Annotated in this window: 19 protein-coding genes; 11 read left to right on the forward strand and 8 right to left on the reverse strand. The window is 63.4% G+C overall.

Annotation, left to right across the window (positions count from 1 at the left end; translation table 11 throughout):
* Positions 1 to 3: 3 nt before the first annotated feature.
* The gene (locus AC1DZP_RS11040; RefSeq protein ID WP_095082865.1) at positions 4 to 279 is read right to left on the reverse strand and encodes an exopolysaccharide production repressor exox; all 276 of its coding nucleotides are present in this window, start codon (positions 277 to 279) and stop codon (positions 4 to 6) included.
* Between the two features lie 601 nt (positions 280 to 880).
* On the opposite strand from AC1DZP_RS11040, the gene AC1DZP_RS11045 reads away from it, so the two are divergent.
* On the forward strand, positions 881 to 1,558 hold the full coding sequence (locus tag AC1DZP_RS11045; protein ID WP_095082866.1) for a sugar transferase: 678 nt from the start codon (positions 881 to 883) through the stop codon (positions 1,556 to 1,558).
* Positions 1,559 to 1,640: 82 nt separating this feature from the next.
* Complete coding sequence (locus AC1DZP_RS11050) at positions 1,641 to 2,906, forward strand: polysaccharide biosynthesis/export family protein (protein ID WP_477302285.1); 1,266 nt, start codon at positions 1,641 to 1,643, stop codon at positions 2,904 to 2,906.
* A 387-nt stretch (positions 2,907 to 3,293) separates the two neighbouring features.
* Here the strand turns inward: AC1DZP_RS11050 and AC1DZP_RS11055 are convergent, their stop codons facing one another.
* The 5 genes from AC1DZP_RS11055 to AC1DZP_RS11075 form a co-directional block, all read right to left on the reverse strand.
* On the reverse strand, positions 3,294 to 4,607 hold the full coding sequence (locus AC1DZP_RS11055; RefSeq protein ID WP_477302287.1) for an O-antigen ligase family protein: 1,314 nt from the start codon (positions 4,605 to 4,607) through the stop codon (positions 3,294 to 3,296).
* 217 nt (positions 4,608 to 4,824) lie between these two features.
* Positions 4,825 to 5,652 (reverse strand): SDR family NAD(P)-dependent oxidoreductase, encoded by an 828-nt coding sequence (locus tag AC1DZP_RS11060; RefSeq protein ID WP_477302289.1) that lies wholly within the window; start codon positions 5,650 to 5,652, stop codon positions 4,825 to 4,827.
* Positions 5,653 to 5,729: 77 nt separating this feature from the next.
* Complete coding sequence (locus AC1DZP_RS11065; RefSeq protein WP_457150140.1) at positions 5,730 to 6,215, reverse strand: acetone carboxylase subunit gamma; 486 nt, start codon at positions 6,213 to 6,215, stop codon at positions 5,730 to 5,732.
* Positions 6,212 to 8,416 (reverse strand): hydantoinase B/oxoprolinase family protein, encoded by a 2,205-nt coding sequence (locus AC1DZP_RS11070; protein WP_477302291.1) that lies wholly within the window; start codon positions 8,414 to 8,416, stop codon positions 6,212 to 6,214. Before AC1DZP_RS11070 ends, AC1DZP_RS11065 begins: the two co-directional genes overlap by 4 nt.
* Positions 8,417 to 8,429: 13 nt before the next feature.
* Complete coding sequence (locus AC1DZP_RS11075; RefSeq protein WP_477302920.1) at positions 8,430 to 10,559, reverse strand: hydantoinase/oxoprolinase family protein; 2,130 nt, start codon at positions 10,557 to 10,559, stop codon at positions 8,430 to 8,432.
* A gap of 160 nt (positions 10,560 to 10,719) precedes the next feature.
* Here AC1DZP_RS11075 and AC1DZP_RS11080 point away from each other — a divergent pair, with 160 nt between their 5' ends.
* The 4 genes from AC1DZP_RS11080 to AC1DZP_RS11095 all read left to right on the forward strand — a co-directional run bounded on the left by AC1DZP_RS11080 (position 10,720) and on the right by AC1DZP_RS11095 (position 15,964).
* Entirely contained in the window at positions 10,720 to 11,499 is a 780-nt protein-coding gene (locus AC1DZP_RS11080; protein ID WP_477302293.1) for a helix-turn-helix transcriptional regulator, read from the forward strand.
* Between the two features lie 279 nt (positions 11,500 to 11,778).
* Positions 11,779 to 13,110: a glucoamylase family protein gene (locus AC1DZP_RS11085; protein WP_477302295.1), complete on the forward strand. Its 1,332-nt coding sequence runs from the start codon at positions 11,779 to 11,781 to the stop codon at positions 13,108 to 13,110.
* The gene (locus AC1DZP_RS11090; RefSeq protein WP_477302297.1) at positions 13,100 to 14,629 is read left to right on the forward strand and encodes a mercuric reductase; all 1,530 of its coding nucleotides are present in this window, start codon (positions 13,100 to 13,102) and stop codon (positions 14,627 to 14,629) included. The genes AC1DZP_RS11085 and AC1DZP_RS11090 overlap by 11 nt, the downstream gene beginning before the upstream one ends.
* A 120-nt stretch (positions 14,630 to 14,749) precedes the next feature.
* Positions 14,750 to 15,964 carry a glycosyltransferase family 4 protein gene (locus tag AC1DZP_RS11095; protein ID WP_477302299.1) on the forward strand — a complete coding sequence of 405 codons (1,215 nt, stop codon included), beginning with the start codon at positions 14,750 to 14,752 and terminating at the stop codon, positions 15,962 to 15,964.
* A gap of 22 nt (positions 15,965 to 15,986) precedes the next feature.
* Here the strand turns inward: AC1DZP_RS11095 and AC1DZP_RS11100 are convergent, their stop codons facing one another.
* Together AC1DZP_RS11100 and AC1DZP_RS11105 are read right to left on the reverse strand one after the other, a co-directional pair.
* Positions 15,987 to 16,562, reverse strand: coding sequence for a DUF1349 domain-containing protein (locus AC1DZP_RS11100; protein ID WP_477302301.1), 576 nt, complete (start codon positions 16,560 to 16,562; stop codon positions 15,987 to 15,989).
* A 94-nt stretch (positions 16,563 to 16,656) separates the two neighbouring features.
* On the reverse strand, positions 16,657 to 18,096 hold the full coding sequence (locus tag AC1DZP_RS11105; RefSeq protein ID WP_477302303.1) for an aldehyde dehydrogenase family protein: 1,440 nt from the start codon (positions 18,094 to 18,096) through the stop codon (positions 16,657 to 16,659).
* A 272-nt stretch (positions 18,097 to 18,368) separates the two neighbouring features.
* Here AC1DZP_RS11105 and AC1DZP_RS11110 point away from each other — a divergent pair, with 272 nt between their 5' ends.
* From AC1DZP_RS11110 to AC1DZP_RS11130, 5 genes are all read left to right on the forward strand, one after another.
* The gene (locus AC1DZP_RS11110) at positions 18,369 to 19,028 is read left to right on the forward strand and encodes a TetR/AcrR family transcriptional regulator (protein ID WP_477225190.1); all 660 of its coding nucleotides are present in this window, start codon (positions 18,369 to 18,371) and stop codon (positions 19,026 to 19,028) included.
* A 96-nt stretch (positions 19,029 to 19,124) separates the two neighbouring features.
* Entirely contained in the window at positions 19,125 to 20,378 is a 1,254-nt protein-coding gene (locus tag AC1DZP_RS11115; protein WP_477302305.1) for a sarcosine oxidase subunit beta family protein, read from the forward strand.
* 9 nt (positions 20,379 to 20,387) lie between these two features.
* Positions 20,388 to 20,654: a sarcosine oxidase subunit delta gene (locus AC1DZP_RS11120; RefSeq protein WP_477302307.1), complete on the forward strand. Its 267-nt coding sequence runs from the start codon at positions 20,388 to 20,390 to the stop codon at positions 20,652 to 20,654.
* Positions 20,651 to 23,536 carry a sarcosine oxidase subunit alpha family protein gene (locus tag AC1DZP_RS11125; RefSeq protein WP_477302309.1) on the forward strand — a complete coding sequence of 962 codons (2,886 nt, stop codon included), beginning with the start codon at positions 20,651 to 20,653 and terminating at the stop codon, positions 23,534 to 23,536. The genes AC1DZP_RS11120 and AC1DZP_RS11125 overlap by 4 nt, the downstream gene beginning before the upstream one ends.
* On the forward strand, positions 23,529 to 24,062 hold the full coding sequence (locus AC1DZP_RS11130; protein WP_477302311.1) for a hypothetical protein: 534 nt from the start codon (positions 23,529 to 23,531) through the stop codon (positions 24,060 to 24,062). The genes AC1DZP_RS11125 and AC1DZP_RS11130 overlap by 8 nt, the downstream gene beginning before the upstream one ends.
* Positions 24,063 to 24,072 lie beyond the last annotated feature (10 nt).

A 24,072-nucleotide genomic window follows, 5' to 3' on the forward strand; every position in this document is an offset into this window, starting at 1 on the left:
TGGCTAGTGCAGGCTTCGCCTGGCGCTGCCCAACTTCTCGCCTTCGGCCACCTCGGGCGCATTCAGCTTTCTCTCCGCGTCGCGAGCCATGTCGGCCGGCGTCGGCGGGCTTCTGGCGATCATGGCATAGACGAGCACGAAGTAGCCCGCCTGAATGATAATTGCGCAGATGATGACGCGGATCAGCGTCGTACCGATCGAAGCGCCGCCTAGCCAGGACCAGGCAACGACGATTGAAAGAGCGAAAATCATCCCGACGATGAATTTTGGAAGTGCCATACCCAACAGCCCATAAACCGGCTCGGGTCTATATAACGATTGCCCCACCCGAGCGCCGTCCCTTGTCATGCGGGCTTGTTAAGGTCGCCCGCTCTCGGCCGGTTGCTTCCGGCCTTTTCTACCTGTCGCCACTCTGACAGGTATAATTTGCAATTCTATTAAGGCGAGCAGTAGGCGGCAAGGGCAACTCCGGATATTTTTGATTGAGCTTTTGCGATCGATTCGGCCATGCTGCAATGCACGCAAAGGGATTTGAACCGACCTCGAATGGTCGCCATTCTTGAGTAAAAGAAACAATATTAAGTAGTATTTTACGGGATTTGCCTTGAGTATCGAGCTCTGTTAAAGCACTATTGTGCTCCGTGCCTTACCCCATAGGACAGCCCGCCTAAGAACCGCCCCAAAAAGGCCCTTATTTTTCGGGGTTTGCCCATTTATTGTCACAAATGTGCTAAATATCCCGAAATTTGTGCATGGCTAGCTTATTATTTAGTCAATTCATGACGCGACTATTTCAACCGGTTGGTAAATTGTGTGTTGCGCTGCAACATTTTTTTGGTATCTTGCGGCGAACCATTCGTTCACGCATGGAGTTTACGGCATGAGGGACGTTGCCAAGTCGGCCACAGCGGGCTTTTCGCAGGTCGACATCGATTTTCCGCCGCCGATCGGCGGCCTGCTCAAACGCAGCTTCGATATCACCGGATCACTGATTGGCTTGATCGCTCTCAGCCCGCTGTTTGTCATGATCGCTCTGCTCGTCAAACTTTCCGACGGCGGATCGATTTTCTACGGCCACAGGCGAATCGGACGCGGGGGACGGATTTTTCCGTGCCTGAAGTTCCGCACCATGGTTCCCGATGGCGACAAGGTGCTGGCCGCTTATCTGGCCACAAACCCGGACGCCAACGCGGAATGGGTGGCGACCCGCAAGCTGAAGAGCGATCCGCGCGTCACCCGCGTCGGAGCGGTCTTGAGGAAACTCAGCCTCGATGAGCTGCCGCAGATCATCAACATCCTGCAGGGCGACATGAGCCTTGTCGGGCCGCGTCCGGTCGTGCGCGACGAGCTCGAGATCTATGGCACCTCCGCCGTCTACTATCTGAAATCCCGCCCGGGCCTGACCGGTCTGTGGCAGGTCAGCGGTCGCAACGACGTCTCCTATGACAGCCGCGTCGCCTTCGATCGCCACTATGTCGAGAACTGGTCGCTGTTCGAGGACGTTCGCATCATCATCAAGACAGTCCCCGCCGTCTGGATGTCACGCGGCTCTTACTGACCGCCGCGATGCCAGGCTTTCGCGGCAAGCATCATCGGGCGATGGGGCTAAAGCGGATCGGAACGTTCAGTTGAAAACAGATATGTTTGAAGCCCTTCGCAGCGGCCCGGTTTCCGGCCGGCTGCGGCGGGTGCGTTTGCTGGCCACTTGCGTTGCCATGTCGCTGGTCATCCCCCACATCGCCGCGGCCGACGAATACCGTCTCGGATCGCAGGACAAGCTCACCATCCGCGTTGCCGAATGGCAGACGGTCGAAGGCACATTCCGTGACTGGTCGGCGGTGAATGGCGAGTACACGGTTGGCCCTTCCGGCACGCTGTCGGTGCCGTTCGCAGGCGAGCTTCCGGCATCCGGCAAGACCACGTCCGAAATCGCAGCGGCAATCGGCCAGGCATTGCAGCGCAAGCTCGCTCTGTCGGACAAGCCGGAAGCCTCTGTCGAAATGGCGCAGTACCGGCCATTCTACATTTCGGGCGAAGTCCAGAACCCCGGCCAATTTCCCTATGTGCCAGAGCTGACGGTGCTGAAGGCCATCAGTGTCGCCGGGGGGATCAGGCGAAACGCCGACTTTGGCCCGCAGCTTGGCAAGGACCTGGTCACCGCCAAGGGCAATTTCGATATCTCTGACGACCAGCGCATTCGGCTGCTCGTCAAGCGCGCCCGTATCGACGCCGATATGGCCGGCAAGGCGAGTTTCGAAGTGCCGAAGGAGGCCGAGGGCGATCCCAGACTGCCAGCCATCGTCGCGGACGAGATGACGATCCTGACGTCCGACCAAAAGGCGCTGAAGCTGAAGCTTGAGGCGCTCAGCGATCTGAAGGGGGTTCTGCAGTCCGAAATCGAGTCGCTGCAGAAGAAGATCGTCAACCAGCAGCAGCAGGTCGACCTGGCACAGCAGCAGCTCACCAGCATCGGCCCGCTGGCACAGAAAGGCCTGATCGCCAACGCCCGGCTGCTCGATTCGCGGCAGTCCGTCGCCGACCTGCAGGGCAAGATCCTGGACTACGAAACGGCCATCCTCACCGCCAAGCAGGCGATCAGCAAGGCGACGCAGGACGCCATCGATGCCCAGAACACCTTGAGTTCAAATCTCGCCACCGACCGGCAGCAGACCGAAGCCGACCTCAACGAGGCCGCGCTCAAGGTGAATATGCAGAAAGGCCTGATGGCCCAAGCCAGCGATCCCTCGATGAGGTCCGCCAGTGACACCGACCAGCAACCCAGCCTGCTCTACGCACTGGTGCGGGTCGTCGACGGCAAGAGCAGCGAAATCTCGGCGAAGGAAGATACGCCGGTGCTGCCCGGCGACGTGATCAAGGTCAAGCTGGCGCCGCTGACCAGCCAGTAGACCCCCAGCCAGTAGACCCCTTGAGCAGTTCACTGTTTCACGGAAACAGCGAACCGCTCCAACTCTTTGCTTTGACGCGATTCCCTAAGGGAACGCGCTACGCGCTTTTCCCGGGAAAACCGTTTCATACTTTCCTGGAATTGTTCTAGCCAGCAGACCCGGAAACCCCGGCACGATCCGGCGTTTCGATCCATCCCGCCAGGGATGGATCCCGCCTTGGGCCAGGCCTGCCTGGGCGAGGCTCCCAGGCGAAACCGCCGTTGGCCCTGCTTCCGCCTCCCAAACGATAAAGCGCGTCGCGTTTGAAGGGATTCATGCGACGCGCTTCAAGCCTTTGTTTTGATGCATGTCAAAACCGCTGCGCAGTTTTGAGCGCCAAGCACTGGCTCAGGACGGGTTGGCGGCCGCCGGACCATTCACATGCCGGGGCCAGGCGGCCTCTCTCTTGGCCGCCTCAGCCTGCTCGAAGGCGGGGCTCCACCGCGTGCGGGTGACCGGCAGCCGCGCCAGCTTGAAGAAGCTGAAATACATCAGGAAGGAGCCCATGATGTAGGGGTTGAGAATCTCGACCTCGACGAAGGAGCGGATCAGGAGCAGCACCATCACGCCGAAGAGAATCACCGAATCCGCTTGCCATGCCTTGAAGATCACCGCCGAGACGTGGCCGTAGAGCGTGCGCAGCATGATCAGCGAGACCAGCGTCGCTCCGACGAAGCCGAGTTCGACGAGGGCTTCGATATAGGTGTTGTGGAAGTGGAAGCCGGTGCGGGTGGTGATGTAGAATTCGTTCCACAGCCGCTCGGCTTCGGCGAAGCCCTGCACCCAATAGGCGGCATAGCCGATGCCGAGAATCGGTGCTTTCTGCACGGCGTTCCAGCCCTGCTCCCACAGATAGGTTCGCCCGGTGAGCGTCGAATCCTTTCCGAAGAGGCCAAGGACGAAGTCCATCAGCCCGAGATTCAAGGCGACGAAGGCAACCACGACCAGCAGGCCGGCGCCGATCAGGAAGATCACCCGCCGATAGCGCCGCGACAGGAGCTTGCTCATGGTAAGAAGCGCGACCAGCGCCAGGACCGCCGGTATCGAGGCCATCGAGGTGGCGGAATGCGCAATGACCAGCAGATAGGCCGACACCAGCACGATAGGCACCGCCAGGATGACGCTCCGCCAGCCGCGCCTGTAAAAAGCAACGAAAACGACGCAGAAGTAGATGCCGAGCGAGGCGACAAAGCCAATCTGGTTCTTGGAGGCGAAAGCGCCGACGAAGTTGTAGGTCCCGTCGAGAACGTCCTCGGAATAGTTTCCGACCCGCAGCGAATAGAGCAGGACGACAAATATCCCGATCAGGGCGCCTATGGTCAATGTGCGCACGCTGACGGTGCGCGCCGCGACGTAGGCGCAGGCGATATGGGAAAAATACTGGATCGACGTCCTCGCCGTGACGCCGGGCGCCTGCGACCAGAAGACCGAGAAGCAGACATAGGCGGCAAACAGCAGTGGCAGCCAGGCACTGGACAGGTGCCGCAGGAACCGCTGGTAGTCGACCAGGATGAGCGGCAGCCAGACCGCGTAGTAAGCGAGGATCAGTATCTGGCCGAAAATGACCGAATAGGAAAATGCCCAGATCGAGACGGCAACGGCAAAACTGCCATAGACCGAATTCTTCTCGGGATCGACCAGCAGGGACTTTGGAATCTTCATCTCAGAGTCCCGCCGGCGCGACCCAAGGCCGGCAGGCTGTGGGCCTGTCGGCATATCCGCAAACAAGGGCGTGCAATAAACGGCGTCTCCATGGTGCAGTGCAATATAACCTATCGCGCCCTGCGCTCAATGGCAAATCCGGTCACCTTGTCTTACAGCGAGGCGATTGCCGAGATCAGCCGGCGCTTGTCCGGCCACACAGCTGCCTGGATCAGCGCTACCACAGTGCCCCGCCGGTGATCTGTATGTTTTCCATGGTGATGCCCTTGGCCAGATCCGAGCACAGGAAGACGGCAAGAGCCGCGATCTCCTGTGGCTGCAGGAGGCGCTGCTGCGGGTTGCCGCTGGCGATTTCGGCCATGGCTTGCTCCGCCGTGCGCCCCTTGCCTTCGCGCTCGACGACCTGCGCCACGTTGCGGCGCATCAGTTCGGTCTCAACCCAGGTCGGGCTGATCATGACGCAGGTGACGCCATGCGCCGCCCCTTCCAGCGCCACGCAGCGGGTCAGGCCGAGCAGGCCGGCCTTGGAAGCGCAATACGCCGGGTTGTCCTTCCAGCCGACGGAGGCGGCGGTCGAGCCTATGTTGACGATACGGCCCCAGCCGCGCCCGATCATGCCGGGCAGCACGGCACGGGTGACGCGGAAGGCGCCGGTCAGATTGGTGTCGACGATCTTGTCCCACAGCGCGTCGGAGTGGCCGCAGACCGGCTGCTCGGCGGTGGTGCCGGCGGCGTTGACCAATATGTCGGCGGGGCCGATAGCGGCTTCGGCTTCCGCCGCGAATCGGCTGGTGACGTCGCTGTCGCGCACGTCGAGATGGGCGGCGTGAACGCTGGTGCCATGGGCGGCAAGAGCCGAACGCACGCGCACGATTTCGTCGGCGCCGGGATAATAGGCGGCATCGGATTTGTCGGCGCCGGCGGGCGCGATGTAGGAGCCGACGGCGACATTGGCGCCAGCCTCAGCGAGTGCCGTGGCAATGGCAAAGCCCATTCCGGAAAACCCGCCGGTGATGATCGCGCTGCGGCCGGAAAGGTTTGTCATCAGGCATGGTCTCCAGACAATTCGGTGCGGGCAACCAGGCTACCTTGCCTGCGATGCGCCTCACAAGATCAGTGTCGTCAAAGTGGTTTGCCCAGCCATTCGCGATAAAAGCCTTCGAGATCGGGTTCGAAATCATGCACGATCGGATAGCCCGGCGCCGCCGCCTCGACCTCGTGCAAGGTACCGCACTGCGGGCAGATGAATTCGCGGATTTCCATCCATTCGGGATCGGGAAGATCGCTGTTCGGATAGATCTCGCGCAGGGATTGCTCGGTGTTGCGCACGTTGATCGCGGCGTTGAGCTTCCAGTTCTTGCGGTAGTCGCCGAAGGAGTGGCCGCACTCGCAGCGGGTTATCCGCTCATCGCCGCTCTGGCAGATGAACAGGTGATCCGAGACCGGCAGCAGGATCGTATCCTTCCAGGCGACGCGATCCTGATAGACGGCGACCATCTTGAAGAAGCGGTCATCGTCCTTGTAGGCGCTCATGATGCGCCGGGTCTGCGGCCAGGGCAGCTGGCCGGCAGCCAGATCGCGGATGACTTCCTTGCTGTACGAGGTCATGGCTTTGCTCCCGGCGTGAAGATCGACCTGGCGTCGACGTTCCAGAAATCACTGAAATCCTTGGTGAAGCGCGACGACAGCTTGATCGCGCTGGCGTACATCTTCTTCACCTCCGGCGCGAAGTCGGCCTTTTCGACCCGACCTCGCTCGGTGGCGATCCAGTCCGCCACCGGGATTGCTTTCGCCAGACGCTCTTTGCGCATGGCGGCGCGACGCGTCACGGTCGCATCGATATCGGCCGTGGGATAACCGTCTTCATCGTCCTTCAGCACGATGCCGAACACGCTGTCCGCCGCTTCGCGGGTGAGAAAGCCGTTCTCGACATCCCAGGCCGTCTTGATCGGATCGCGCTCCAGCACGTCGCCGTAGCCGCCGCCGCCATTGTAGGAATGGCTGAAGATATCGCCCTCCTTGTGCGGCGAGGTGATGTAGGGGCCCTCGACCACGACATGGTCGCCGCCAATATTCTTCTCATAGTCCGACTCATGGGGGTCGATGCCTGGCGCATGCGCCAGCGGTTCGCCCCTGGCCGCCAGTTCATGGATGTTGGAATTGCGCACGGCGCGGTGCTTCTGACAGGTCGGCGCCGGATAGCCGCCGCACATGCCGCCATTGTCGAACACACGCGAGGAGTGTTCCGAGGTGTGGAGCCGTAGATGCGAAGTCTTGTTGATCAGCCAGGTCGAGACGAAGGAACAGCCGCCGCGATATTTGCCGGCGCCGCCGGAATTCGGCACGATCGAGCGGCCGATATAGACCATCGGCATCGACTGTTCCCAGACCTCGATGTTGCCCATGTCGGATTCCGGGTTCCAGCCGACATAGGCGGTGTCGAGACCGTCCTTGATGGCGAGCGCACCGGAGCCGGCAGCGGCGCATTCGAAATGCGCCATGCCGAACGGCGTGCCGTACTGGCTTTCGCCGCCCATCTCTATCATCGGGCTGTTGACCTGACCGACGAATGCCTCCTCGACGAAACCACGGGCAATGAAGCTGCGCGACAGCAGCCGCTGGAACACGCCATAGGCCGGCAGCAGCAGCGCCCACGATGTGGCTGTCGCCACCATCTCGTTGTCGGGGTTGGTCCAGGTGCCGTGCGGCAATTTCAGCTCGGTCGCCATCCAGGCGCCGTCATTGACCAGGCCCTCGAAATTCATGTGCTGGGTCAAGGTCACGAACATGCCGCCATCCATGCCGGCCGGCGTGCAGTTCATCGAATGGTAGCCCCAGGGCTGGGTGCCCTCGAAGTCCATGGTGATCTTGCCGTCGGTGGTGATCTCCATCTCGATCGGGATGTTGTAGAGCCAGTCCGGATCGCCGAGCAGCTGGAAGCCGGGCTTGCCTGCGGTGACGTGGCCATAGAAGGTGTGGCCGCGATAGATGCCGGGCACGGTGAGCTGGCGGGTACGGGCAAGCTGGGCGCGGCGGCCTTCCTCGATGAACTCCTTGGACACCTTCATCCAGTAGTCGAGGCCGATCTCGGAGATCAGCTGCTTGACGCTTTCGCGCATGTCGATGCAGGAGGCGACCTTGGCCTTTTCGTCCAGCACCCAGTAGATCGGCATGCGCAGATTGCGCTCGCAGCGGATGACATAGTCGCGGCGGATCTCGTCGTTCTCGCCGATCTTCTCGGCGCAGACGAACAGGCCTTCGGTGAAGCGCTCCTGCGCCAGGCAGACGTCGCCGCCGGGCGTGATACCGCCGGCCTCGAGCTCATGGCAGACGGCACCGGCCCAGCCGACCAAGGTGCCCTCGTGGAAGATCGGCACCACGTCCATGACGTCTGGCACCTGCACGGTGCCAATGAAGGCGTCGTTGTTGGCGAAGATGTCGCCTTCGTGGATGCGCGGGTTTTCCTCGTAATTGTTCTTGATCATCCACTTGATGAAGCGGCTCATCGTGTGGACATGCACCATGATGCCGTTGGACAGCGCGATGGCATCGCCCTCGGGGGTGTAGATGGCGACCACCATTTCGCCGACCTCGCGCACGCCGGGCGAGGCCGAGATGCGGCGGGCCATTTCGCGTGCCGAGACGCAATAGGCGCGCAACTTGGTGTGCAGCGTCTCGAATTTCAGCGGATCCTGGTTGCGCAGCGTGAGTTCCGTGATGCCGTCATAGCAGCCGGTCTCTTCCATCAGCCGCTCGGAGTCGAGCAGTCTTTCGCGAAGGCGCAGGGCCGAGGCAGGTTTGTCCAACATGGCGATCGCCCTCTCAAGCGTGGGTGTAGTGCAGCAGCGTCCATTCATCGACATGGACACGGTCTTGCGGATGGACGACGAGCGTCGTGGCGGGGTGTTCGATGATGGCCGGGCCGATCACTTCGTGACCGGGCTGCAAGAGATCCATCTCGTAGAGGTTGGCCTTGTGCCAGCGCCCACTGATATAGGCCTCGCGCACGCCCTTGTGGGCGGCAGCCGGATTGGAGGCACCGAGCGGCCGCTTGAGCAGCACCGGCTTGACCTTATCGGCGGTGGCGATCAGGCCGAGCTCGGTGATGGTGAAGCCGGCCTCGCCATAGCGCGACACGCGGTGGTTGACTTTGGCATAGACCGCCTCGAACTCGTCGAGCACCTTGCGCATGTCGTCGGCCGAGTTGACCTCAGCGAGCGGCGCCATCACTTCGACGTCCTCGAGCTGGCCGGTGTAGCGCATCATCAGGAACGGTGCGGTCCTAATCTTTTCGCGCGCATGGCCGTCGGCAATCATCTCGTCGACCGCGGCCTTGGTCAGATCGTTCCAGACCGTGGTGACCTTGGCGCCGAAAGCGGCAAGCGTCGCCTCGTCGGCGCGCGAGGGGATGTCGTGCTGCGTCGATACCGAATGCCGGCGCATGAAATCGGCCGTTGTGCAGCCGAACGCGGAGAAGGCGGCGGCGAACTGGAAGGTGATGATGTCCTTGAAGCCGATGCCCCTGGAGCAGCCGGCCAGATGCAGCGGGCCAGAGCCGCCATAGGACAGCAGCGTGAATTCCGACGGATGGATGCCCTGGCCCGAGATGACGCGGCGCAGCGCGTTGTTGGCGTCGGCCTCCAGCATGTCGATCATGCCTTCGGCGGCCTCCTCGACACCGACGCCGAGCACGTTGGCGCACTTTTCCTCGAAAGCCTTGCGGGCCTTCTCGACCTGCAGCACGACCTTGCCGCCGAGGAAGTAATACGGGTTCAGCCGACCGAGAATGGCGTCGCAATCGGCGATGGTCGGCTCGGTACCGCCCTTGGCGAAGCAGATCGGGCCGGGATCGGAGCCAGCGCTTTCCGGCCCTAGGCTGACTTTTTTGGTCAGCGGATCGACCTTGAGGATCATGCCGGCGCCCGCACCAATGGTGTCGAGATGGAGCGTCGGCACGTTGAGCTTGAAACGGTCCATCAGCGGCTCGTTCTCGATCCGCGTCTGGCCGCGCGTGATGACGCCCATGTCGAAGGAAGTGCCGCCCATGTCCGAACAGATCAGCGAGTCGTTGCCGATCAGCTTGCCGACATAGGCAGCACCGAGAATGCCGCCGATCGGGCCTGAAATCATGGTTTCATGCAGGCGCGGATGATTGATCGAGGTCAGGCCGCCAAAGGAGAGCAGCGTCTGCACGCCATACTTGAAGCCGTATTTCTTCGAGACGTCTTCGATCCCCTTGAGCTGCTTGCGGCCACGTGAGGTGGCGTAGGCCTCGATCAGCACCGAGTTAAGCCGCGACTGTTCGCGGATGACCGGACGAACCTCGTGGCTGGTGTAAACGGTGATCTCGGCGCCGGCCTTTTCGATCTCTTCGCGGCAGATCTCGGCAATGCGCTTCTCGTGCACCGGATTGACGTGCGAGAAGATCGTCATGATGCAGATCCCCTCGACCTTGTCGGCGATCAGCTTTTTCGCCGCCACCGCGACCTCATGCTCGTAGAGCGGCAGCACGATGTCGCCGAACTGGTCGATGCGTTCGGTAACGCCATGGGTACGGCGGCGCGGCACCAGCGGATCGGGATGATGGTGGGTGACCGCATGCAGCCGGTCGGCGTAGGAATAGTCGGCCCAGGCCTGCAGGCCGCGACCCATCAGGATCATGTCCTCGAGGCCCTTGGTGGTGATCAGGCCGAGCCGGCGCCCGGTGCGCGACAGCAGCGTGTTGAGCATGCCGGTACCGGAATAGAGCACGACATTGACGCCGGAAAACAGCTGCTCCAGCGAGATGCCCCAGGCGTCCGCCGCGTCCTCGGCCGAAGCGAGGAAACCTTCGGCTTCGTTCTTCGGTGTCGTCGCCGACTTGCCTATCTTGAAGTGGCCGTCCTGATCGACAAGGATGGTGTCGGTCATGGTGCCGCCGGCGTCGATACCGATGACAATTGGATTGCCAATGATCGGCTGATTGCCAACGATGGGGCCGGTGAGGTTGGGCTGGGTCACGGTCGCCTCGGAATCTGGTCTAAGTTGTCGCTAGGCTAGATTCGACGGGTGGCCTCGCGCCATATGCCTAAAGACACAATGACGGGCTGACCGACATCGCCGAGAAAAGGGCATGCGCATGGGGACCATCTGGGCGCCRCTCGCCAAAGCGATCGCCGCCACCGGCACGGACAGGCATGTCGATTGCCTGATCGACCTGATCGGCGCGGACATCGCGCACGACCTCGTCACCGTGACGCGCTATTCGGCGACGCAGACACCGGAATTCGTCAAGCACCGGCGCTTCTCGGACGAGATGGTGCAGCGCTATCTCGCCAGCTACTACGTGTTCGACCCGTTCTATGCTTCGTGGCGGCGCGAGCGACGGCTCGGCATCATGCCGCTGAAGCGGCTTGCCGACGACGCGGCCAAGCGCGGCCAGTACATTGCCGGCTTCCTGGCGCAGTCGGAAATCTGCGACGAGGTTGGCATCATGCTGGCCGATGGCGGCGACTGGTGCCTCGGCATCTTCCTCGACCGCTCGACCACCGCATTCAAGGACAGCGAGATCGCCCTGCTGGACGAACGGCTGCCGGTGTTCGAGGCGTTGCATGCGCTCGACATCAAGGCACGCGGAAGCGAGTTCTCCCGCACCTCGGCGCCGACCGGCCCCGGCGCCTCGCCCCGGCAGGAGCCGACCATCCCGGCAAGCCTGTGGCCGGAACTGTCGCTGCGCGAACGGGAACTGGTCCAGTTGATCCTGGCCGGCCACCCGACGGCGAACATCGCCGAGCGCCTTGGCATCACCGTCGGCACGGTCAAGAACCATCGCCGCCGCATCTACGAAAAACTCGACATCACCACCGAGCGGGAACTGTTCCTGCAGTTCTTCCAGCACCAGGTGGACCGATAGAAGCTCCTGCGTAGACGTGCCTTTCCGTCGGTGGCGATGTGACAGCGCCATCCACCGGACCATTCCCTGCGTCGGTGGATACAGCTACAATTCTGCGTGACGGGGGCAACGAAGGGAGCGCTACACGCGTATGATTGCCAACGTCCGAATCGACGAGAACGCAAGAAAGATATGGGAAAGCCATGACACCGAGTGACAGTTCGGCATGCGCGATGACCTGCCATGGGCTCGCCATGCGACCGGCGGAACCTGCGGCGGTCAGGCTGGAGTGTGCATCGTTTGCTTAGGGCCGAACCCGCCGCGCTGTCCGATGACGAGCTTCTGGATCGCTACCAGCGTGCGGCCTTCGACTATTTCCTGGAGAATGTGAACGCGGAGAACGGGCTGGTCGCCGATACGTCGCGGCCGAATTCGCCGGCCAGCATCGCCGTCGTCGGTTTCGCCCTGTCCTGCTATCCGATTGGCGTCGAGCGCGGCTGGATGACACGCGAGGCGGCGGTGAAACTGACCCTTGCGGCACTGCGCTTCTTCTCGACCTCCACGCAAGGCAATGGCGACGACGTCACCGGCCACAGAGGCTTCTACTACCACTTCCTCGACATGCGAACCGGCTTGCGCGTCTGGCGCTGCGAGTTGTCGATGGTGGATACCGCATTGCTGATCGCCGGCGTGCTGGTGGCGGGAGCCTATTTCTCCGGTGAACATGACGAGGAAGCCGAAATCCGCCGGCTGGCCGAGGCACTCTACCGGCGTGTCGACTGGCGGTGGGCGCAAGGCAGCAGTCCGACCTTGCGGCAGGGCTGGAAGCCGAAGAGCGGCTTTCTCCACTATGGCTGGGAAGGCTACAACGAAGCGACGATCCTCTATGTGCTGTCGATGGCCTCGCCCGACAGCCCGACCTCCGGCGACAGCTACGAAGGTTGGACGGCCACCTACCAGTGGGAAAACATCTACGGCTACGACGTGCTCTATGGCGGACCGCTGTTCATGCACCAGTTCTCGCATGCCTGGATCGATTTCGCCGGCATCCGCGACGCTTTCATGCGCGAGAAGAATTCGGACTATTTCGAAAACAGCCGCCGCTCGACCTACCTCCACCGCGACTATGCGCGGCACAACCCCTACGGCTATGGCGGCTACGACGAGAACCTGTGGGGACTTTCGGCAGGCGACGGACCAGGTGGCTTTCGCACCAGCGTGCAGCGACAGCGTCGCCGGTTTTCCGGCTATGCCGCGCGTGGCGCTCCGTTCGGGCCGGACGACGGGACGATCGCCCCATGGTCCTATCCGGCGTCGCTGCCGTTCGCGCCGGAGATCTGCCTGGCGGCGCTGCGCCATCTCGGGGATCGCTACCCCGAGGTGGTCGACAATTTCCGGCTGCCGAGCGGCTTCAATCCGACACTGGCGAACCGGCGAAAATTCGGCCGCAACGGCTGGGTGTCGGAAGGCCACTACGGTCTGGACCAGGGTATTGTGGTGATGATGATCGAGAACCACCGCTCGCGCCTGATCTGGAAGCTGATGCGGTCCAACCAGCACATCCGTCGCGGCTTGCGCAAGGCGGGTTTCACGGGTGGATGGCTGTCGAGGGATCACGGCGATGACGCCTGACCGGACCAGTGCTGCCGCCTTCCCTGTCGACCGCAATGACATCGAGCTGATCCAGCACGCCCATCCACCGCACTGGAAAAACTCGGAGCCGGACGGTCCCTACAACCTCGTCGTCATCGGCGCCGGGCCGGCCGGGCTGACCGCCGCCCGCGACGCGGCCGGCCTCGGCGCAAAGGTCGCGCTGATCGAGCGCAACCTGATCGGCGGAGCCTGCGTCAATGTCGGCTGCATCCCGTCGAAGTCGGTCATCCGCACGGCCAGGCTCTATGCCGATATGCGCGATGCCGAAAGTTTTGGCGGCGACACGCCGGAGCGTCTTCACGTCGACTTCCAGCGGGCCATGAGGCGGATGCGGCAAATCCGGCAGCGGATAAGCCGCGCCGATTCGGCCGCGACCATCGCCTCGGAAGGCATCGATGTCTTTTTCGGCGAAGCGCGGTTTGCCGGACTGGACGCGGTCATGGTCGCCGGCAAGACGCTGCGTTTCAAGAAGGCGCTGGTCGCGACAGGTGCCCGTGCGAGCCTGCCGACGATTCCGGGGCTGGCCGAAGCCGGTTATCTCAGCAACGAGACCGTGTTCAACCTCACAGCCTGCCCGCCACGGCTTCTGGTCATCGGCGGCGGGCCGCTCGGTTGCGAGGCGGCGCAGGCCTTCTGCCTGCTGGGTGCGAAAGTCATCCTGGCCCAGCGGGATCCGATGTTCCTGCCCGGCGAAGAGCGCGACGCCGCCCAGGTCCTTTCGGATGCGCTGGCGCGCGAAGGGGTCGAGGTTCGCCTCAACACCGAGGTTGTGGCCGTGCGGACGGCAGGCGGCAAGAAGCTCGCCGACCTGCTGCGGGACGACGACACGACGACGATTTCCGTCGACGAGATCATCACCGGCATCGGCCGTTCGCCCAATGTCGACGGTCTCGACTTGGAAAACGCCGGGGTGGCATACGATGCCAACGGCATCAAGGTCGACGATTATCTGCGGACCACAAATCCGCGCGTCTATGCGGCGGGCGATGTCTGCCTCGACTACAAATTCACCCATATCGCGGAGGCAACGGCCCGCATCGTCGTGCAGAACGCCCTGTTCCTCGGGCGCAAGAGGGTGAGCCAGTTGGTCGTGCCGTGGTGCACCTATACCGATCCGGAAATTGCCCATGTCGGCCTCTATCCGGCACAGGCGCGCCAGGATGGCATCCCGGTCAAGACCTATACGGTGCTGATGCACGACGTCGCGCGTGCGGTCATGGACGGCGAGGAGGAGGGCTTTGTCAAAATCCACGTCAAGGAAGGGTCCGATCGCATCCTGGGCGCCACGGTCGTCGCCAGCCATGCCGGCGAGATGATCAATGCGGTGTCGCTCGCCATCAAATCCGGTATGGGATTGCACGCGCTGGCCGACGTCATCCATCCCTTCCCGACGCAGGCACAAGGCATAAAGATGGCCGGAGACGCCTACCGGCGAACCCGGTTCACCTCACTGTGGAAGCGATTGTCGGCGCGCTGGCTGGCGTGGTCCAGGCGGTGACCCCTTGCGGCCCGCCGCCATGTTGCTGCACCGGGCATCCAAAGAGGATCATGCGCTTGACGCAAGCGCCCTTCAGCTAAACAAGTCGAACCCCTTTTTGTGATCGCGGAACCGTCTGGAATGCCGTCTGGAACAGAGCCTCGGAGCGCCGAACGGCGTGTGCTGGTCGTGTCGCACGATCCGGCCTTTCCGCCGAAGTCCGGCACGGATTTGCGCAACCACCGCAATGCCGTGGCGGCAGCGGCATTCGGACCCGTCTGCCTGGTGTCGGTGCGGCCTCAGGCCGTGGAAGCGGTCGATCCGACGATCCGCATCGAGGCCCTGTCGATCGACGGCGAAGCCCGCACCGGTTCGATCGGCTGGTGGCGCATAAGGGCAGAGCATCGCATTTCGCGCTCCGCCCTGATGCGGCTCGAGACACTCGTTCAAGACTTCCGTCCGGACACAATTGTGGTCGAGGGCATAGGCCTGTTCAAGCTGCTGCGACCTTTGAGACCCCTGACGAAACAGCTCATCCTCGATATGCACAATGTCGAGTCCGACCTGGCGGGACAATTGCATCGCGCCGACAAGGCGCGATCCGCCGCGGCCAGGCTTGCCACGGCCATTGCCATCAGGCGCCTCGAAGGAAAGGCGCTTTCCCTCGTCGACAGGGTATGGGTCTGTTCGAACGAGGACCGCGAAAGGCTGATGACCCTTTTCCCGCACAGAATGCCGGTCGATGTCGTTCCGAACGGAATTCCCCACGCCGGCGATATCCCCGAAACGCTGCGCGCCCAGCATGCGGCTGACAATGACTTTCCAGTGATCCTGTTCGTCGGCCATCTCGACTATCCGCCAAATGTCGATGCCGCCAAGAGATTAGCCGGCATCATATTTCCTCGTATCCAGGCGGCTTTTCCGGCGGCGACGCTGGTTATTGCCGGGCGCAGGCCGAAGCCTGCCGTGCGGGCGCTGGCCGGATTGCAAGGCGTGGAGCTGGTCGAAGATCCGGAAACCATGGCACCGCTCCTATCCAGGGCGCATCTCACCATCATCCCGCTTGCGGCAGGCGGCGGCACCCGCATCAAGATCCTGGAGGCGATGGCCTGGGGCGTGCCGGTGATCGCGACGCCGCTGGCGGCCGAGGGGCTTGGCTTTGTCGAGAACCAGGAGCTGCTGCTGTCGGATAGCGATGAGGAGCTTGCCGACATGGCGGTCGGACTTTGCCTGGACGCCGAACGCAGAGCAAAGCAGCGCATCCGCGCGCATCAGGCAGTCTGGGACAGATTCGGCCCGCGAGCCATCCGCAACGCCGTTCGCGACGGGCTGGGGCTGGACGAAGCTGGTGGGTGATTGAGGCGCAGAAGCGCAGGCTTCAGTCGTGCAGTTCCCGCGCTATCGGCGGGCCGACCGAAAAACCGGAGAACGTCACCTCAAAACCCTCGCGTTGCGGCGAACAGCACATCATGCCGACATCGACCACCTTCGAGATCGGAAAATAGGCGAGCCGCACCGGCTTCCATCGACCATCGGAAGCATCGAGATACTGGACGCGGATCGTCTCGGCATGACGGGTCAAGCGGATCCGCACACCGTGCGGGCTGGCCGGAATGGTGGCCAGCGACCAGTCCGAGGCATCGTTGGTGACGACGACGGAAAAATACATCACGCCGTCGGTGTATTCGATGCCGGCCTTGATCCAGTGCGTTTCGCTGAGCCGGACCATCAGTCCGGCCTGGTCGTACAGCACCTCGTAGCGGCCCTCGACCGTGACTTCGGCGGTGAAATCGCCCTCGACCTTACGGTAGAGGAAGTGGCCGTTGTCGCGCCAGAAATCGTAGAAGGTCTCGCGCCAGAAATCGGTCTCCTTGCCGGTGCGCACACGAACTGTATCGCCGTCGATGGCATGGTGCGGCGGCGGATTGAGCCAGGTCAGGTCTCGCAATGTCATCGCCGCGCGCCGGTCCGGTGTTCTTGAGTTTGCCGCGTCGCCGGCATGATCGGCCCGGGTGGCCGATCAGCCAGGCGTGATCGGCGGTGGCCGATCAGCCTGCGAAGGTATAGGCGGTCTTCACCGTGGTGTAGAATTCCATGGCATAGCGGCCCTGTTCGCGCGGGCCGTAGCTCGACCCCTTGCGGCCGCCGAAGGGAACATGGAAATCGACGCCCGCCGTCGGCAGGTTGACCATCACCATGCCGGCCTCCGAATTGCGCTTGAAGTGCGTGGCGTGCTTGAGGCTCGTGGTGCAGATGCCCGAGGTCAGCCCGAACGGTGTGTCGTTGGCGACAGCCAACGCCTCGTCATAGTCCCTGACGCGGATGACGCTGGCGACAGGTCCGAAAATCTCCTCGCGCGAGCTGCGCATGGCATTGGTGGCTTCGGTCAGCAGGGCCGGGCTGAGATAGAAGCCGGGCGTCTTGCGGTCGAGCCGTTCGCCGCCGAAGGCGAGCGTGGCGCCTTCCCTGACGCCGATGGCAATATAATCCTCGTCCTGCTTCAATTGGGTCGCGTCGACGACCGGGCCGATCTGGGTCTGCGCGTCGAGAGCGTCGCCGACGACCAGCTTGCCCATGCGATCCTTGAGGGCATCGACAAAACGGTCATGGATGGCGTCGGTCACGATCAGCCTGGACGAGGCCGTGCAGCGCTGGCCGGTCGAGAAGAAGGCACCGTTGAGCGCACAATCGACGGCGACCGCAAGGTCGGCATCGTCAAGCACGACCAGCGGGTTCTTGCCGCCCATTTCGAGCTGGAACTTGCGCATGTGCTCGACGCTTGCGGCGGCGACGCGCTTGCCCGTGCCGACCGAACCGGTGAAGCTGATAGCGTTGACATCTGGACTGTCGAGCATGGCCTGACCAACGACCGAGCCCTTGCCCATGACGAGATTGAGCACGCCCTTCGGCAGGCCGGCGCGATGCAGGATGTCGACGATGGACCAGGCGCTCTCGGGAACCAGCTCCGCCGGCTTGAAGACGACCGTGTTGCCATGGGCGAGCGCCGGAGCGATCTTCCAGGCCGGAATGGCGATCGGGAAATTCCACGGCGTGATGATGCCGACCACGCCGACGGCTTCCCGGGTGATCTCGACGCCAACGCCCGGCCGCACGCTTGGCACGACCTCGCCTGACAAGCGCAATGTTTCGCCGGCGAAGAAATCGAATATCTGGGCGGCGCGAATGGTCTCGCCGATGCCTTCGGCCAGTGTCTTGCCTTCCTCACGCGCCAGATTGCGGCCGATCTCGTCCTTGCGCGCCATGATCTCGTCCGAGGCCTTTTTCAGCACTGCGTGGCGCGCCAGCGGACCAGACCGGGACCATGCCGGAAACGTGGCCTTGGCGGCGGCGATTGCTTGCCCTGCCTGCGCGGCTCCCGCCGAGGCATAGTCGCCGACGACATCGCCGGTGTCCGAGGGGTTGATGTTGCGGGAGCCGGCGTCGCCGACCCATTCGCCATCGATGAGGTTCTGTCGAAACAGGGTCATGTCTTGTCTTCCTGCTGGTTGGCCGCGCGGCGGCGTCTGTCTGAATTGGTATTTGCCAGACAATTGCCTTGCAGGAAAGCATGCAGTGGGCCAGCCGCCCGCGACAAAAGTCCCCGGCCTGGCATCATGCCGATGGCGGGGCGGCGACAGCGCCATACGATCCCCAGTCCGGCTAACATCCGCGAGGCATCATCCGGGCTAGGCCGAATTGACCTGGACATAAGTGTCCATAGCCTTGATTTGCCTGATGCAGCGTGTCATGCGTCGTGCCTATGGAAGCCACAGATACGACGATCCAGCGCGCCGGCGCCACCGGAAACATCAAGGCCACGCGCGAAGACTGGCTGAAGCTTGCGCTTGAAACGTTGATCTCGGATGGTGTCGAACGCGTTCGCGTGCTGACCCTTGGCCAGAAGCTCGACGTCTCGCGCTCCAGCTTCTACTGGTATTTCAAAAGTCGTCAGGACCTGCTCGACCAGTTGCTGGATTACTGGCGGCAGACCAACACCAGGTTCATCGTCGAACGCGCCAGGCGGCCCTCCGCGACCGTGATCCGCGGGGTGATGAGCATCTTCGAATGCTGGGTGGACGAAAGGCTGTTCGATCCGCAACTCGATTTCGCGATCAGGGCCTGGGCCCGTCGCTCGCCTGCCATCAGGCGCGCGCTCGACGAGGCGGACGAGGAGCGCGTCGATGCCATTCGCGACATGTTCGTGCGTCATGGCTATGACGAAGAAGACGCGTTCGTGCGCGCCCGCGTGCTCTATTTCATGCAGATCGGCTATTACTCGCTCGAACTCAACGAGCCGATGAGCAGCCGCCTGGCTCAGGTCGCCTTGTATCTGCGCAGCTTCACCGGCCAGGAGCCTTTGGCGGAGGATGTCGAGGCGTTCTCGCGCTACGTCGAGGAGACGATTTCGCGCAAACGCTAGCACCATCAGCCTACGTGTATGATCGACAGGCGTACTAGACATGTATGTACAATACCATTACGCTTTGAACTGAGAGAGCAGCTTGCCCGGCACGCCATGACCAGAATTTACTCCGCTTTGTCGCTCTTCAAGGAGGGTCTGGTCGGCCAGACCGGCTGGCAGCCGGCATGGCGCTCGCCTGAGCCGAAGCCATCCTATGACGCGATCGTGATTGGCGGCGGCGGCCATGGGCTGGCGACGGCTTACTACCTAGCAAGGAACCATAATGTCAGCCGGGTTGCAGTGCTGGAAAAGGGCTGGATCGGTGGCGGCAACACCGGCCGCAACACAACCGTGGTGCGCTCCAACTACTATTATCCGGAAAGCGTCGAGCTCTACGGGCTGGCGCACCGGCTTTACGAGGGGTTGTCCAGGGACCTGAACTACAACGTCATGCTGTCGCAGCGCGGCATGGTCAATCTTTGTCACAGCACCGCTGAAATGGAGGTCGGGGCGCGAACCGTCAACGCCATGCAGATCAATGGCATCGATGCGGAGCTGTTTTCGCCAGACGATGTGCGCCGGGTGGCGCCGATCTACAATTTCTCAGCCGATGCGCGCTTCCCGGTGTTCGGCGGCATCTGGCAAGGCCGGGCCGGCACGGCGCGCCATGACGCGGTCGCCTGGGGTTACGCGCGGGCGGCGAGCCGGCTCGGCGTCGACATCATCCAGAACTGCGAGATCACCGATTTCATCATCGAGGGCGGCCGCTGCCGCGGCGTCCAGACGACGCGTGGCGCGATCCGTGCCGACCGTATCGGCATGGCGGTCGCCGGTCATTCCTCGGTGCTGGCGGCCAAGGCCGGCTTTCGCCTGCCGATCAACTCCTACGCGCTGCAGGCCTGCGTTTCCGAGCCGGTCAAGCCGATCCTCGACACGGTGGTGCTGTCGCCAGGCACAGGGGTCTATGTCAGCCAGTCGGACAAGGGCGAGATTGTCATCGGCGGCGGGCTCGACCGCATCCCCTCCTATGCGCAGCGCGGCAATCTACCCACCTTGGAGACGGTGATTGCCGGCCTGCTGGAGATGTTCCCGATCTTCGGCCAGTTGAAGCTGATGCGGCAATGGGCCGGGATCGTCGATGTCGTGCCGGACTCCTCACCCATCATCGGTGAATCGCCGTTGCCCGGCCTGTTCCTCAATTGCGGCTGGGGCACGGGGGGCTTCAAGGCCATCCCCGCCGGCGGCACGCTGCTGGCGCAATTGCTGGCAACAGGCAAGCACAACGACATCAGCCGTCCCTTCGATCTGGATCGCTTCGCTAGTGGGCGACTGATCGACGAAGCGGCAGGCTCCGGCATCGCGCATTAAGAGGACTTTATGCAGCTTTTCCTTTGCCCGTTCTGCGGCCCGCGCGACGAAACCGAGTTCCACTATGGCGGCGATGCCGGCAACACGCGGCCGGATGGCGTCGATGTGCCGGTCGAGCGCTGGGCTGATTACCTCTATCTGCGTTCCAACCCGAAAGGCACCGCGCGCGAAATCTGGGTGCATATGAACTGCGGCGAGTTCTTCGTCATGGAACGTGACACCGTCACCCACACGGTGCTGTCCTCAACCGCTCTCGGTGGGGAGCACGCAGCGTGACCGCCTCGCGCCTCGCCACCGGCGGCAGCGCGATCGACCGGTCGCGGCCGGTCCGCTTCAGCTTCGACGGCGCCACCGTGCACGGCTTTGCCGGCGACACCATCGCCTCGGCGCTGCTGGCCGGCGATGTCGCGGTCGTCGGCCGCAGCTTCAAGTATCACCGGCCGCGCGGCATCTGGGGCGCCGGCGTCGAGGAGCCGAACGCACTGGTCGATATCGGCGGCAGCGTGCCGGCGACGCCGAACACGCGAGCCACGACCGAGGCGGCGCGCGAGGGGCTGGTGGCGAAAAGCGTCAACGCCACGCCCAATGCATTGAGCGACCGCAACGCCTTCCTCGATCGCTTCTCCCGCTTCATTCCAGCGGCGTTCTACTACAAGACCTTCATGTGGCCAGACTGGCACATGTTCGAGCCGCGCATCCGCGCCATGGCGGGGCTGGGCACGGTCGATACGGACTGGACATCGCAGGGCACAGCCGACCAGATCAACCACCATTGCGACGTGCTGGTGGTGGGCGCGGGACCGGCCGGGTTGGCGGCGGCAAGGCTGGCGGCCGGCGCGGGTCTCACCGTCACGCTGGTCGACGACCAACTGAGGCCGGGCGGATCGCTCGGCCACCGGACTGGTGAGATCGACGGCAAGCCGGTCGCCGACTGGATCGAGGAGGTGGTTGCGGAGCTTGCCGCAGCCGGTCACCTGGTCCTGTCTTCGACCACCGCCTTCGGCATCTACGACCACAATCTGGTCGGCCTGAACCAGCGCCATCGCGACGGACGGCCGGACACGCTGTGGCGGGTCAGGCCGCGCCAGATCGTGCTGGCGACCGGCGCCATCGAGCGGCCGCTGCCCTTCGCCAACAACGACCTGCCGGGCATCATGTCGGCGGATGCCGCACTCGCCTATCTCAGGCGGCATGCGGTGCTGGTCGGCCGCAGGATCGTCATCGCCACGAACAATGACAGCGCCTATGAAGTGGCGGAGGCGCTCGCCACGGCCGGCGCCGAAGTCACGCTTGTCGATCTGCGGCGCGACGACACGCCCGCCGGGCCTGCCAATGTCCGGCTGATCGCGGGACGCAGCCTCGCCGCCGCGCAGGGCATGTTGCGTGTCCAAGCCGTGACCCTCGATGACGGCACCAGGCTGGATGCCGATTGCGTGCTGGTTTCGGGTGGCTGGTCGCCGACCATTCATCTCTTCGGCCAGGCCAGGGGCAAGCTCGCCTGGAGCGAGGCGCGCGCCGCCTTCCTGCCCGGCGATCCGGTCTACGGTATCGCCGTGGCCGGCGCCGCAGCCGATGCGGTTTCCTTGTCGGAGGTTTTTGCTGGCGCCGGCAAGGCTATTGCATCGCGTGGCCAAACGACCACGGCAGTACCGCGCAGCACCGGGCCGGAAGCGACGGGCGGCATTCTCGCGGCATGGCCGATGCCCGGCTCGAAGGGACGCGTCTGGATCGACTACCAGAACGACGTGACGGTGAAGGACGTCGAACTGGCGGCACGCGAAAACTTCGTCTCGGTCGAACATCTGAAGCGCTACACGACGCTCGGCATGGCGACCGACCAGGGCAAGACCTCCAACCTGCCGGGTCTGGCGCTGATGGCCGGGATCACCGGCCGCACGGTGCCGGAGGTCGGCACCACCACCTATCGCCCGCCGTTCACGCCGGTGCCGCTGGCGAGCTTCGCTGGCACGCGCGCCGGCGAACTGATGGCGCCAGTGCGCCGGCTGCCGCTGGAGAGCGTGCATCGTGCCAGCGGCGCCGTCTTCCAGGAGTATGGCGGCTGGCTGCGCCCGGCTCACTATGGCGGCAACGCCGACGCGGAACGCTCTATCGCGGACGAGGCGCGGCGCGCTCGCCAGTCGGTCGCGCTATTCGATGGTTCGACGCTCGGCAAGATCGAGGTGATCGGACCCAAGGCGGCCGAGTTCGTCGATTTCATCTACTACAACACCATGTCGACGCTGAAACCCGGCCACTGCCGCTATGGCTTCATGCTGTCGGAGAATGGCGTGGTCTTCGATGACGGCGTGCTGGTTCGGCTCGACGAGCATCGCTTCGTCGTCTCGTGCTCGTCCTCGCATGTCGCTGCCGTGCATGCGCGGCTGGAGGAGTGGCGCCAGGACCGCTTCGGGCGCGGCGCCGTCTACATTCACAACGCCACCGCCGAAATGGCGACGCTGACCGTTTCCGGGCCGAACGCCCGGAAGTTGCTCGAAGCGCTGGATCTCGGTCTCTCGCTCGACGATGCCGACCTGCCGCATATGACGATCGGCCATGGCTCCCATGCCGGTGACGAGGTCCGCATCGCCCGCGTCAGCTTCACTGGCGACAGGAGCTACGAGATCTCCATCCGGGCTGATCGCGCCGAGCCGCTGTGGGCGCATCTGCGCCATGCCGGCCAGGCGTTCGACGCGGTCGTCATCGGCCTCGAGGCATTGATGATCCTGCGCGCCGAGAAGGGTTTTGTCGTCATCGGCAAGGACACTGACGGCACCACGCTGCCGCAGGATCTCGGCGTCGATGGTCCGCGCGCCAAACGTCAGGGCGAATTCATCGGCCGCCGCTCGTTGTTCACCGAGGAGGCATCGCGCGGCGACCGCATGCAGCTTGTCGGACTGACGGTGCCGTCTGGCGAAGCGCCGCTGCCGACCGGCGCGCATGGCGTCAGGTGGAGCGATGGCAGATTGCGCAGCCAGGGCTTTGTCACCTCGAGCTACCAGAGCCCAGCACTCGGTCGTCCGGTCGCACTTGGCCTTATCGAAAGCGGCGCCTCCCGCCACGGTGAGACGATCGACATCCAGCACCTCGGCAAGGTCAGCAAGGCGACGATTGCCGCCCCTTGCGCCTTCGACCCAGCAGGAGACCGGCTGCATGCGTGATCTCGCCGAGAAATGGTCTGTCGCGCCCGACTGGCAGTCGGCGGTTATCACGGCACCCGGCCTCGTGGTGCGCGCGATCGCCGGCCTCAATCAGTTGCTGGTCAGTGGCGACCTCGACGCCTGGTCGCGGGCGTCGGGCCTGGACGGAAATGAGGTCGGTGCCTTTGGCGAAGCGCAAGGCGACCGCTATGCGGCGCGGCTGGCGCGCGACCGGCTGCTCGTCGTGTCGAACAGCCCACTCGCCGTCGCGATGGGCTGGCACGCAGAAGGTTTCGCGGTGACGGCGATCAGCGCCGGGCTGCAGGTGTTCGAGGTCGAGGGCTCGGCGCTCGACGCTTTCATCGCGCGCGGGACGACACTCGATCCCAAGCAAGCGAGTGCCAGCGCAGCGCTTTCCTTCGGTGGCATAAGCGCCATCGTCTATCGCCATCAGGGCAGGCTGCGCATTCATGTCGATCGCGGGCTTGCCGCCTATCTCTGGACATGGATGGCAACGACGGCCAGCAACATCAGCGCTGGATCATGAATTAGCCGAC

It is taken from the genome of Mesorhizobium sp. P2_F8, assembly GCF_056403655.1.

Bases quoted from the DNA above. Each gene is read 5' to 3' on its own strand.
- AC1DZP_RS11045 (WP_095082866.1), top strand. From the start codon at position 881: ATGAGGGACGTTGCCAAGTCGGCCACAGCGGGCTTTTCGCAGGTCGAC.
- AC1DZP_RS11055 (WP_477302287.1), bottom strand. From the start codon at position 4,607: ATGAAGATTCCAAAGTCCCTGCTGGTCGATCCCGAGAAGAATTCGGTC.
- AC1DZP_RS11130 (WP_477302311.1), top strand. From the start codon at position 23,529: ATGCGTGATCTCGCCGAGAAATGGTCTGTCGCGCCCGACTGGCAGTCG.
- AC1DZP_RS11115 (WP_477302305.1), top strand. From the start codon at position 19,125: ATGACCAGAATTTACTCCGCTTTGTCGCTCTTCAAGGAGGGTCTGGTC.
- AC1DZP_RS11040 (WP_095082865.1), bottom strand. From the start codon at position 279: ATGGCACTTCCAAAATTCATCGTCGGGATGATTTTCGCTCTTTCAATC.
- AC1DZP_RS11105 (WP_477302303.1), bottom strand. From the start codon at position 18,096: ATGACCCTGTTTCGACAGAACCTCATCGATGGCGAATGGGTCGGCGAC.
- AC1DZP_RS11050 (WP_477302285.1), top strand. From the start codon at position 1,641: ATGTTTGAAGCCCTTCGCAGCGGCCCGGTTTCCGGCCGGCTGCGGCGG.
- AC1DZP_RS11090 (WP_477302297.1), top strand. From the start codon at position 13,100: ATGACGCCTGACCGGACCAGTGCTGCCGCCTTCCCTGTCGACCGCAAT.
- AC1DZP_RS11100 (WP_477302301.1), bottom strand. From the start codon at position 16,562: ATGACATTGCGAGACCTGACCTGGCTCAATCCGCCGCCGCACCATGCC.
- AC1DZP_RS11070 (WP_477302291.1), bottom strand. From the start codon at position 8,416: ATGTTGGACAAACCTGCCTCGGCCCTGCGCCTTCGCGAAAGACTGCTC.
- AC1DZP_RS11110 (WP_477225190.1), top strand. From the start codon at position 18,369: ATGGAAGCCACAGATACGACGATCCAGCGCGCCGGCGCCACCGGAAAC.
- AC1DZP_RS11065 (WP_457150140.1), bottom strand. From the start codon at position 6,215: ATGACCTCGTACAGCAAGGAAGTCATCCGCGATCTGGCTGCCGGCCAG.
- AC1DZP_RS11095 (WP_477302299.1), top strand. From the start codon at position 14,750: ATGCCGTCTGGAACAGAGCCTCGGAGCGCCGAACGGCGTGTGCTGGTC.
- AC1DZP_RS11060 (WP_477302289.1), bottom strand. From the start codon at position 5,652: ATGACAAACCTTTCCGGCCGCAGCGCGATCATCACCGGCGGGTTTTCC.
- AC1DZP_RS11120 (WP_477302307.1), top strand. From the start codon at position 20,388: ATGCAGCTTTTCCTTTGCCCGTTCTGCGGCCCGCGCGACGAAACCGAG.